Here is a 9,105-nt window from a genome sequence, read left to right on the forward strand (position 1 = left end):
CGGCGAACGGCGCGATGCGCGGTTGCCGGAATCGAAAGCAGTGCCGTCATGGCGATTTGGTCAACCATAATATCACTGCATGGTTAACCAGCTTTGTGATGTCCGGAATAACTCGCGGCATAGGTGCAGGGTGACGTATGACCTGCTGGTAATCCGTCTTGCGCGGTCAACGAGGAGACAGCGAGCCGAAATCAGCACGTGCGAATGGCCGCCGAGCGGTCTTTCCGACGCTCGAGCGCACTGCGTTAGGCATCGATGCGATGCCGCCGCGTCAGCCGAGTGGGTTGCGTGCGGGCGATTCATTCGCGCACCGCATCTGTATGGAGCGTGGACCGGACGCGCTGCGTCAGCGTGCGCTGAACTGCGGTCCGGTTCGAACCTGCGCGTCTGATGGGGGTGTCAAACACATCGCACCTTGCTGCGCAAAATGACGATGGAATTGTTTTGCGCCAGCATCGGCGGCTGGCCGCGGCTAGAATGCCGGTCGAGATCGCTTTGTTCCCGCTTACCGAATCCATGGCTCCACGCTCGCGCCGGTCCTCGCAGGCCGCCACCGACACCGAAACGACCATCGCCACCCCAGCAGGCGACGATACGCCCAGCGCCGAAGCGCGGATCTACGCATCGATTACCACCGCATTGCTGCAAGGGCGTCTACGGCCCGGCGCGCAACTGGTCGAGCGCGATCTCGCTGCCGCGTTCGGCTGCACGCGCGGCGCGCTGCGCAAGGTGCTGGCGCGGCTCGGCTTCGAGGGCAAGCTGGTGCTCGAAGCGAATCGCGGTGCGTTCGTGCCGTCACCGTCGGAAGAGGACATTCGCCAGGTGTACCGGGCGCGGCAGATCGTCGAGGCGGGGATCGTCGCGGCCTTGTGCGGGTCGTTGAGCGCCGCGCACAAGCGGCGTCTGCGCGCACATGTGCGCAGCGAAGAGAAGGCCTTGCGCACCGCGGCCATCGATGAATCCGTGCGCCTCGCCGGTCAGTTTCACGTGCTGCTGACGGAACTGGCGGGCGGCACCGAACTGCTCGGACTGGTCGGGCAACTGGTCGCGAAGACCGAGTTGTACAAGGCACTGTTCGACCCATCGAAGGGTTCGGCTTGTTCCGCCGACGAGCACGCGCGCATTATCGACGCGCTCGATGCCGGCGACCTGGCCGCGGCTCTGGCGGCGATGCGGGAACATCTGTCGGAACTGGAGGAACGGGTGGTGGAGCAGGTGCGCAAAAGCGCCGCCGCAGAGGATCTCGGGGCGGTGTTCGGGCGGTAGAGAAAAGCGGCACGGCGCGCGAAGATGCGCAAAAACATCCGCTGAGGATGCGAAAGGGCGCGGTGCGCAAGCAACTTGCGCAGCGGCGCATGCGCCAGAGTCTGCGCGAAGCGTTCTCGCGCTTGCCCAGCAACACAGCTTGCACTGCAGAGTGAGCGACCCGTACGAGCAAGCCACCTGAACGACCCTGGGCGGGCCGCCCTGCACAGCATGTACAAATTCATACGACGCCAGGGCGCGCCGCTCAGGCTCGACAATCAGTCAGCGACTCAAGCCGGAGAAGGCGCGCGAAAGGCTTCGCGTACAACTCGATCGCAACGATCACGACGGACCGTGCCCAGCGCGGTCAGCGTGCCGTCAAGCCTTTAACGGCGACGGAATTGCGTATTGCGGGCGCCGCCGCCACCGGTGGCGCGCTCGTCTTTGTGACGGAAATTGATCCGGCCTTTGGTCAGATCGTAGACCGACAGTTCCAGCGTCACGCGGTCGCCGGCAAGAATACGGATGTGGTTCTTGCGCATGCGTCCGGACGCGTAAGCGCCAACCACGACGCCGTTGTCGAGCGTCACGCGGTAACGGCTGTCCGGAAGTACTTCGTCGACGATACCGTCAAGTTCAAGCAGTTCTTCTTTCGCCATGCATAACTCCTGGTCGATGGGATAACGGGTTGCCGGGTCGCCGGCAAAGCCGGGCGGCACAGCATTGGATACGGTTGACAGCGGGTTTTGAGGCCCGCTGCGCTTGCGGCATCAGCCTATGCGCTGATAGTACCGCTCAAAGATCGGCGACGGACTGGCCGTCTACACGGCCGTCGATCAGTTGCTCGGCGTGAGCCATGCACGCGATGCGCGCCTTGCCCGTGCCGTCGAACGGAAACAGGTACTGCAAACGGAACACCCGGCCGTCGGCCGCGGCGTTCGCGCCCACGCGGCAGATGCGCACCGACGCGTCGTAGCCCGCGTCGGGATTGCGGCCCGTCTGCCCCTGAGCCGGGCGGCGCGGATAGACGAGCGGGTGAATTTCGTAACCCTTGTACGTCTTGACAGCTGAATTCATGAAGCATGTGTCCTGTAATACGTGGCCGACATGTCACGCGTGTTACGCGCGGCACCACAGGCCGGCGGCGCTGCACCCGAGGGGCGCGCCGCCATGGAAAAAGTTGGCACAGGCCCGATGGCAAGGGCTTGAGCGCGGCCGCGCAAAATCGCGGATTCGATGGAGAAGAAACACGCTGAAGTCGCGCAGACATCGGGCGCGTAAAGCTGAACCGCTCAGCTGTACAACTCGCGACGGCGAATGCATGCGGCGCATTGCCGGAGTGACGGGATCGCCGACGGGCGGCGGTCGAACAGTCGGGGGTAGTGCGGAGATGCCGGTTTGAGACTGCCTGCAGCTGTTGCCTGATGTTGCCGGTGCTACGAATGCGGATACAGCTATTCCAATATGATGCCCTAAATGGGGCTAATTAGATAGCAGAAAGTTCCGCGCAAGGGCAAATCGCCCGTGTGGCAGGGCTTTGGGCAATATCCGGGGGCGCCGACGGTGCGCCGCGCATGAGTGGCGCGCCGTGTGTGCAGGGCGCCGCGCCGAAACGGAAGCGGATCGGTAGACCGGCCGCGTTCAGCGCGACGTTTCGGCGACGCGCTTCTGCAATTCCCGGGCGGCGGCAAGCGGGATGCGGGCGTCGTCCCAGCTGGCCAGCCATTCGACCTCTTTCGACGTGAAGATTTGCCCGTGATTGCGCAGCGCGTACTGGAGCGAATCGATGATGTGATTGCGGATGATTTCGGGCGTGCCTTCGTCATCGAGCACGGTGCGAAACGCTTCGAGCGTGGCCATCTGTAGCTCCGTGAGGTGAATGGCTCTGTTATCGCATGAAAAAAATCACCCCGCCACGTGGACAAAAATCGCCGGGGCGCGGTGGGACGCTCGAGCGGGCGTGGCGCGGTTTGGCCCGTGCGGCCCGTGCGGCGGTCGCGAGGGCGGGGCGGCTACAATGGCGAGTTGCCGCGGGCGAGGACCAACGTCTTCCTGGACGGTTACCCGCACCGGCTCCGCTTTCGGCATCGGCGCATTCTCACCACTTCGCGCGGGCGCAAACCGCGCCGCATCCCTCGAACACTGCGATTTCCCATGCGCAACACAAACGTGTCTCCTGTGAAAGACCTGCTGCTGCAACGTTACGCTCCGATCGCCGACGGCATCGCGGCGCTCCTCTATCCGTGTGCCGAAGTGGTGATTCACGACCTGCGCGATCAGACCATCGCGTACCTCGTGAACAATCTGTCGAAGCTCGAAGTCGGCGGCCCGTCGGTGCTCGACGAGGTCCATTACGCGGCGCGCGGGCAGACGATCGGACCGTACGAGAAACTCAACTGGGACGGCCGGCGCATGCGTTGCGTGAGCAACATCCTGTTCGATGACGACGGCAAGCCCGCCGGCATGTTGTGCGTCAACTTCAATATCGCGGTGTTCGAGGACGTGCGCTCGACGCTCGATCTGTTCATCAGGGGCGGCAGCCTGTCGGACGCGCCTGCGGAAGATTTGTTCCGCGACGACTGGCAGGACCGCATCAACACGTATCTGCACACATGGCTGCGCGAACGGCAGATCGGCATCAATGCGCTCACGCGCGAACACAAGCGGGAAATCGTCGAGGCGCTGCACGCGCAGGGCGCGTTTCGCGGGCGCAGTTCGGCGAACTACGTGGCCGCCGTGCTGACGATGGGACGAGCGACGGTCTACAAGATTCTGAAGCAGATGAAAGAGGGCGGGTGACGCTTCGCGCAAGGCAATTTCCTTCGCGGGCGGTTAGCCCGTCGCCGCGCCGAGGCGTGGCGGTTTTCAATCACGAGGAGGGCAATGGTGCGTTACCGGCACTACAAAGGCGGAATTTACGAACTGGTGTGCGAGGCGACGCTGGAGTCCGATCCGACGGTCACGATGATCGTCTACCAAGCCGCCGATGGTACGATCTGGACCCGTCGCGCTTCGGTGTTTTTCGAACTGATCGAGCAGGACGGCGTCAAGGTGCCGCGCTTCGCACCAATCTGACCTCGTGCGGGCGTTCGGTTCACCTCGCCGCGCTCATCGCGGCTCAGCCGAACGCGCGCCGTCATGCACTACCAACAGGAAATCTGAATGCGTTTATTGCTTGCCATCATTCTGCCGTGGTTGCAGTTCTTCACGATCGGCCGCCCATTTGCCGGCATCATCTGCCTGATTTTGCAGATTACGCTGATCGGCTGGATTCCAGCCGCGATCTGGTCCGTGTATGCGTTGAGCCAGTACAACACCGACCGGAAAATCGCCCGTGCGATGGGCAACGGTCGTTAAGACCTGCTTGCGATGAGCCCGCGCCCGCGGCTCGGATCGAGGGTGCGCGCGCCGCGCCGTGACGCGCGAGGTGGCGGCCGCACAGCGGTTTATCGCGACGACGGCATGTCGACGGCGCCCGGCGCTTCGATCACCACATCGGTTTCGGCGATTGCCACGCACGGCAGGATATAGCCTTCGACTTTTTCTTCGCGGCTCAGACCTGGCCATTCGATCGTGTAGCGCACGCGGCCGGCGGTCAGCCTGCAGATGCAGGTCCGGCAGGTGCCGTTGCGGCATGAGCGCGGCAGACGCAGATTCGCAAAGCCGGCGGCTTCGAGGATGGTCAGCGAGTCGGGCGCTTCGAAGCTCTGGCCGAGCGGTTCGATGCGAACGCGAGGCGGGCGGGTTGGATCGGTCATCGTGTGACGTGGGTGGCTGCGTGCGCGACACTTTACACGGGACGGACCGGGCGGGATGGGTCGCTTCGTGGTTGCAGCTGACCGAGTCGCGCATTTTGGCGCTCGCAGCACACGCATTGAAGCGTGCGGTTTAAGTCAGAGGCCGACGCATCGCCGCCGGCCTCAGCAATAATCACTCGATCACCATCCGCGTCCACATCAATGTGTCGTCCCGGCGCGCCGCAAATACCGGTACACCGTATTGCGCGCGAGCCCCAGCTCCCGCGCTGCAGCAGAGACATTGCCGTCGAGCCGCGCAAGCGTCTCGGCGATCAGCGTGGCCTGCCAATCCTCCATCCGCGCCGGCGCGCCACGCACGGTTCCCGTACCGTCTCTATCCACATCGTTATCTGAGCCCGCGACTGCCGACCGCGCACTCGCCCCATCCGTCGTCTTGACACAATCCTGCAAAAAGTCATCCGGCAAATCGTCCACCTCGATCTGCTCCGCGCCCTCGGCCATGATGCTCGCGGTGCGCAGCACGTTGGCCAGTTGCCGCAAATTGCCCGGCCAGCGGCATTGCTCGAAGCGTGCGAGCACCGCAGCCGAGACGCGCCGCGGCAAATGCTCGCCCTCCTGCTGCAAGGCCAGCATGCGCGTGACGAGCACGGCCAGATCGGTACGCTCGTGCAGCGCCGGCAACGTCACGACGAGGCCGTTGATGCGGTAATACAGGTCTTCGCGGAAGGTGCCCGCGTCGATCATCTCGCGCAGATTGCGGTGGGTCGCGCAGACAATGCGCAGATCCACCGGAATCGGCCGCGTCCCGCCGAGCGGCACGACGGTGCGTTCCTGCAGCACACGCATCAGACGCACCTGTTGCGCGAGCGGCATATCGCCAATTTCGTCGAGAAACAGCGTGCCGCCATCGGCCTGCACGATCTTGCCGACGCTGCCGCGTTTCTTCGCGCCGGTAAATGCGCCGTCCTCGTAACCGAACAGTTCCGCTTCGATCAGCGTATCGGGCAGCGACGCGCAATTGAGCGCGACGAACGGCGCGGCCCGCCGCGGCGAGTCGTGATGGATCGCCCGCGCGAGCCATTCCTTGCCGGTGCCGGTTTTGCCGAGCACGAGGATCGGAATATCGCGGCCACGCAGCTTGGCGACACGCCGCAAAATTGCCGCGACCTGTGCGTCGCCGGTGTCGAGTGTCTCCAACGTGGCGGGTGGCGCGGCATCGGCGCAGCGCGGCGGCGCATGACGGGCGCCGCCCGGCAGCGCCGCCCGCATCGTGCCGCCGATGTCCTCTACCGGCGCGACGACATGTGCAACATAGCGCGGCGCCGCATATTCGCCGCGCGCGACCACCCGCACGCCGCTTGGCAGCGTCAACAGAATGCTTTCGCCGGGTGCGCGGGCGATCTGCTGCAGCAGCGCAGCGAAGGCGATGCCGAACAGCGCCTCGAACGGTTGCCGTTGCAGTTCGGCGAGCGGCTGGCCGAACTGGAACAGTGCACTGCGGTTTGCCGACAGAAACACGCCGTCCGGCGCGAACGCCGCCAGACCTTCGAACAACGTACCGATGAATTCCGCGCGGGCGTGAAAGTGCACACGAATCGCGTCGGCGAATTGATTGGAGAACAGATGATTTTCGATCATCTGTGCCGACATCCTGACGAGCGCCAGGGTGTGCTTATGAAAACCGCGCGTGTCGCCGCTCACGTCGAGTGCGCCGATGGTGCGCCCGAACGGGTCCGCAATCGGCGCACACGAGCAGGTGAGAATGCGGTTCGCGTGCAGGAAATGCTCGTCGGCATGCACGACGGTCGGCTGCCGGTCGACCAGCGCCGTGCCGATCGCATTGGTGCCGCGATCCGCTTCGGCCCATGACACACCCGGACACAACGCGACGCGATTGGCTTTTTCGACGAAGTCGCTGTCGCCGAGACTGTGCAGGATCACACCGTGATTGTCCGTGAGCAGCACCATGCTTTGCGTGTCGACGATCTGCGCGTGCAGCGTTTCCATCACGGGGAGCGCATGCGTATAAAGCGATTGATTGCGCTCGACGAGCTCGCGCAGCGCGGGCGCGCGCAGCGGCTGAAAGTCCGGCGTTTCCGACGCGCGCAGGCCGATCTCGAGCGAGCGCGCGTGAGCCTGCGCGATGAAATCGGCCCGGGCGATGTCGGCCGGTGAATCAAAACGATGAGCAGGACGAACAGTCAAGGCATGTCTCCGGTGATCGGACGCGCGACGGGTACTTGGCCCGCCGTTCGATGCCGCAGCGCAGCATGCGCGCGCGAGGGCGAATTCCGATCTTACAGGACGAAACGCACCGCGGGCGGCAGCAAAAACACCGGAATCGTGCACGCCGCGTGTCTCAAAATATGCGCGAGGCACCAGGATCAGGCAAATGAGAAGGAAAACTTGCGCCCCGCCTTAACTCGTCTAAAGTGAATCAATTCACCTCCGCGCGGTGCGAACTGCAGCGCCGTCGCAGCGGGTGACGAGCCCGCGTCGTCAGCATTGGACAAGGAGGGAGGAAGCTGCTGGCGCGATCAGATGCAACCGGCGCGCGCACTACCTGGCGACACCCTGCGCGGCCCAACCTTCCAGGTGAACCCATGCACATCCTGTTCCCCAATGAAACTCCTGAATATTCAGGTCGCGAACTCACCTTGGCGTTCCCGGCGATGGTCGATGGGCAGAGGGTGGAATGCATGATCACGGCAGAGGCGCTCGAAGATCACTTCGGCGCCGCCTCTCCGCGTCTGGAAGACATGGTCGATGCATTTGATGCGCATCGCGCCCGGATCGAAGCCGCCACGCGTCGTTTGCTGTCGGAAACCCGGGCGCAGTGTCTCGTGCTCCGCAGCGGCTACGTGCGCTTCTACGAGGCGAACTGGCGTAATTGACGCAAGGCCGTCGAGGTTGCGGCCGAGGGCCGTGGGCGCTTCCGGCATCCGACGGCGCTCGAATCATTTTCATGCCATCAAGCTCGAACGGGCAGGAAAGCCGCGCGTCAATCACGGGCCGTCGAAACCCGCGCGCGGCGCGCGCCGTTTGAACCGGCGGTGCCCAGAGTGCTGCCGTTGCTCCCGAGCGCGCCCGACGGTGCTCGGGCACACCACGACACAATCACACGTTCGAATCACACGTTCGATAATGCAGGCGTTTCACGCGCCGCGTGAACGCATGCGACCACGCCTACGATTGCCGACGAGCGCGGCACTCAATCAGACTATCCGCCGCAGCGTCCGGTCCTTGCAAATAACGTGATGCACGATTGCCGCCAGCGCGTGCAAGCCGATGACCCAGTAGAACAGATTGCCAAGCCATTCGTGCGCATCCTTGAGCAGGGGCCGCGCGATCGAATCAGCGCCAATCAGCGTAAAGCCGACGTTGACCCACGCGAGGTTCACCGGCCGTCCGCCGGCATTGACCATCAGGATGCCGAGCAGCGGCTGCGCAAAGATGAACACGTAGAGCGCGAGATGCGCCGCGCGCGCAACGAACGCAAGCAGCCGGTTGCCGGTGAGTTCCTCCGGCGCGCCAGCCCACAGCCGCCAGAGCAGGCGCAGCATTGCGAGAGCCAGCACCAGCGTGCCGGCCCAGAAATGCACACTGGTCCAGAACGTGCGGCTGTCCGAGCCGCGCGGCCCGCGTACTTCGATGGCCAGATAGGCCAGCGCGACCAGCAGAAAAATAGCCCAGTGAAAGAAGATCGCGGGCGACGTGTAACGGTCTGCGGGGCGGCTGTAGGACATGGGGAACTCCTGCGACCTCGTCGATCGGATTCTGGAATCCTGCGATGATAAACGGTGCCGGAGCAGGAGTGCGCTCTCAATAAAGTACCGTCGATCCGGGATCAGATGCGGCGCGCGCCACACCTGAGCTCACGCTCGCCGCTTACTCGCTGCCGAGGTAGAAATAACGGAACAGGAAAATCGCCGCGATGATCCACACCACCAGCTTCACCTGACGCGCCTGACCGGTCAGCAGCTTCAATCCAGCATACGAGATGAAGCCGAACGCAACGCCGTTGGCGATCGAGTAGGTGAACGGCATCAGCAGCGCGGTGAGCGCGGCGGGCACGACTTCGGTGGCGTCGTCCCACGGCAGG

At 64.0% G+C, this 9,105-nt stretch carries 11 protein-coding genes and 1 pseudogene; 5 read left to right on the plus strand and 7 right to left on the minus strand.

The window, feature by feature from the left end; all coding sequences use genetic code 11:
* The first annotated feature begins 516 nt into the window (after positions 1-516).
* A complete protein-coding gene (locus CIC12_RS08865; protein WP_174771973.1) occupies positions 517-1,266 on the plus strand; it encodes a GntR family transcriptional regulator in 750 nt (249 codons plus the stop codon).
* A 365-nt stretch (positions 1,267-1,631) separates the two neighbouring features.
* On the opposite strand, the gene infA is transcribed toward CIC12_RS08865, so the two are convergent.
* The 3 genes from infA to CIC12_RS08880 all read right to left on the minus strand — a co-directional run bounded on the left by infA (position 1,632) and on the right by CIC12_RS08880 (position 3,105).
* Positions 1,632-1,904 carry a translation initiation factor IF-1 gene (gene infA, locus CIC12_RS08870; protein ID WP_012427521.1) on the minus strand — a complete coding sequence of 91 codons (273 nt, stop codon included), beginning with the start codon at positions 1,902-1,904 and terminating at the stop codon, positions 1,632-1,634.
* A gap of 136 nt (positions 1,905-2,040) precedes the next feature.
* Positions 2,041-2,322, minus strand: coding sequence for a DUF1349 domain-containing protein (locus tag CIC12_RS08875; RefSeq protein ID WP_168663755.1), 282 nt, complete (start codon positions 2,320-2,322; stop codon positions 2,041-2,043).
* Between the two features lie 564 nt (positions 2,323-2,886).
* Entirely contained in the window at positions 2,887-3,105 is a 219-nt protein-coding gene (locus CIC12_RS08880; RefSeq protein ID WP_121323027.1) for a hypothetical protein, read from the minus strand.
* Between the two features lie 294 nt (positions 3,106-3,399).
* Here CIC12_RS08880 and CIC12_RS08885 point away from each other — a divergent pair, with 294 nt between their 5' ends.
* The 3 genes from CIC12_RS08885 (at position 3,400) to CIC12_RS08895 (ending at position 4,602) form a co-directional block, all read left to right on the plus strand.
* Positions 3,400-4,044, plus strand: a complete 645-nt coding sequence (locus CIC12_RS08885; protein ID WP_168663756.1) for a helix-turn-helix transcriptional regulator — start codon at positions 3,400-3,402, stop codon at positions 4,042-4,044.
* 84 nt (positions 4,045-4,128) lie between these two features.
* Complete coding sequence (locus CIC12_RS08890; protein WP_168663757.1) at positions 4,129-4,320, plus strand: DUF1653 domain-containing protein; 192 nt, start codon at positions 4,129-4,131, stop codon at positions 4,318-4,320.
* Positions 4,321-4,407: 87 nt separating this feature from the next.
* Positions 4,408-4,602, plus strand: coding sequence for a YqaE/Pmp3 family membrane protein (locus CIC12_RS08895; RefSeq protein ID WP_168663758.1), 195 nt, complete (start codon positions 4,408-4,410; stop codon positions 4,600-4,602).
* An 89-nt stretch (positions 4,603-4,691) separates the two neighbouring features.
* Here CIC12_RS08895 and CIC12_RS08900 read toward each other — a convergent pair whose 3' ends face one another.
* Together CIC12_RS08900 and CIC12_RS08905 are read right to left on the minus strand one after the other, a co-directional pair.
* Positions 4,692-5,003, minus strand: coding sequence for a 2Fe-2S iron-sulfur cluster-binding protein (locus CIC12_RS08900; RefSeq protein ID WP_168663759.1), 312 nt, complete (start codon positions 5,001-5,003; stop codon positions 4,692-4,694).
* A gap of 198 nt (positions 5,004-5,201) precedes the next feature.
* Positions 5,202-7,208: a sigma-54-dependent Fis family transcriptional regulator gene (locus tag CIC12_RS08905; RefSeq protein WP_168663760.1), complete on the minus strand. Its 2,007-nt coding sequence runs from the start codon at positions 7,206-7,208 to the stop codon at positions 5,202-5,204.
* 398 nt (positions 7,209-7,606) lie between these two features.
* Here CIC12_RS08905 and CIC12_RS08910 point away from each other — a divergent pair, with 398 nt between their 5' ends.
* Complete coding sequence (locus CIC12_RS08910; RefSeq protein ID WP_168663761.1) at positions 7,607-7,897, plus strand: DUF1488 domain-containing protein; 291 nt, start codon at positions 7,607-7,609, stop codon at positions 7,895-7,897.
* 321 nt (positions 7,898-8,218) lie between these two features.
* Here the strand turns inward: CIC12_RS08910 and CIC12_RS08915 are convergent, their stop codons facing one another.
* Together CIC12_RS08915 and CIC12_RS08920 are read right to left on the minus strand one after the other, a co-directional pair.
* Positions 8,219-8,749 (minus strand): cytochrome b, encoded by a 531-nt coding sequence (locus CIC12_RS08915; RefSeq protein ID WP_168663762.1) that lies wholly within the window; start codon positions 8,747-8,749, stop codon positions 8,219-8,221.
* Positions 8,750-8,891: 142 nt separating this feature from the next.
* Positions 8,892-9,105, minus strand: a pseudogene (locus CIC12_RS08920) (NCS2 family permease); the annotation flags it as partial.

The organism is Paraburkholderia sp. SG-MS1 (assembly GCF_012275575.1).
Taxonomy (GTDB): Bacteria; Pseudomonadota; Gammaproteobacteria; order Burkholderiales; family Burkholderiaceae; genus Paraburkholderia.

Coding starts and splice junctions, on each gene's coding strand:
- CIC12_RS08865 (WP_174771973.1), top strand. CDS start 517: ATGGCTCCACGCTCGCGCCGGTCCTCGCAGGCCGCCACCGACACCGAA.
- infA (WP_012427521.1), bottom strand. CDS start 1,904: ATGGCGAAAGAAGAACTGCTTGAACTTGACGGTATCGTCGACGAAGTA.
- CIC12_RS08875 (WP_168663755.1), bottom strand. CDS start 2,322: ATGAATTCAGCTGTCAAGACGTACAAGGGTTACGAAATTCACCCGCTC.
- CIC12_RS08880 (WP_121323027.1), bottom strand. CDS start 3,105: ATGGCCACGCTCGAAGCGTTTCGCACCGTGCTCGATGACGAAGGCACG.
- CIC12_RS08885 (WP_168663756.1), top strand. CDS start 3,400: ATGCGCAACACAAACGTGTCTCCTGTGAAAGACCTGCTGCTGCAACGT.
- CIC12_RS08890 (WP_168663757.1), top strand. CDS start 4,129: ATGGTGCGTTACCGGCACTACAAAGGCGGAATTTACGAACTGGTGTGC.
- CIC12_RS08895 (WP_168663758.1), top strand. CDS start 4,408: ATGCGTTTATTGCTTGCCATCATTCTGCCGTGGTTGCAGTTCTTCACG.
- CIC12_RS08900 (WP_168663759.1), bottom strand. CDS start 5,003: ATGACCGATCCAACCCGCCCGCCTCGCGTTCGCATCGAACCGCTCGGC.
- CIC12_RS08910 (WP_168663761.1), top strand. CDS start 7,607: ATGCACATCCTGTTCCCCAATGAAACTCCTGAATATTCAGGTCGCGAA.
- CIC12_RS08915 (WP_168663762.1), bottom strand. CDS start 8,749: ATGTCCTACAGCCGCCCCGCAGACCGTTACACGTCGCCCGCGATCTTC.